Here is a 251-nt window from a genome sequence, read left to right as displayed (position 1 = left end):
AGCGGCTTCGTGTAGTTGCTGCCCTGCGAGACGCATACAGGTTTGCCGCGCACGTCGTTCCACGTCTTGATGCCGCTGTCTTTGCGCGTGATGAGCGCGCCGCCGATTTCCTCGAACGGTGTGGGCGGATAGGAGAAAATCTCCGCGCGTTCTTTCGTGACTTCCATGTTGGCGATCAACGCGTCGACCTTGCCTTGCTGAAGGAACTGCACACGATTCGACGGCTGCACCGGCGTCAATTCCACTTCGAC

General features: G+C 59.0%; 1 protein-coding gene. It reads right to left on the bottom strand.

Annotated elements, in window-relative coordinates:
* Positions 1-251: transporter substrate-binding domain-containing protein (locus tag SB764_RS42970; RefSeq protein WP_410867171.1), on the bottom strand; the 251-nt coding region annotated here is incomplete at both ends.

The organism is Paraburkholderia sp. SIMBA_027 (genome assembly GCF_046535315.1).
Taxonomy (GTDB): Bacteria; Pseudomonadota; Gammaproteobacteria; order Burkholderiales; family Burkholderiaceae; genus Paraburkholderia; species Paraburkholderia tropica.
Note: the sequence above shows the minus strand (reverse complement) of the source record. Positions and strands in the feature narration are given on the sequence as shown.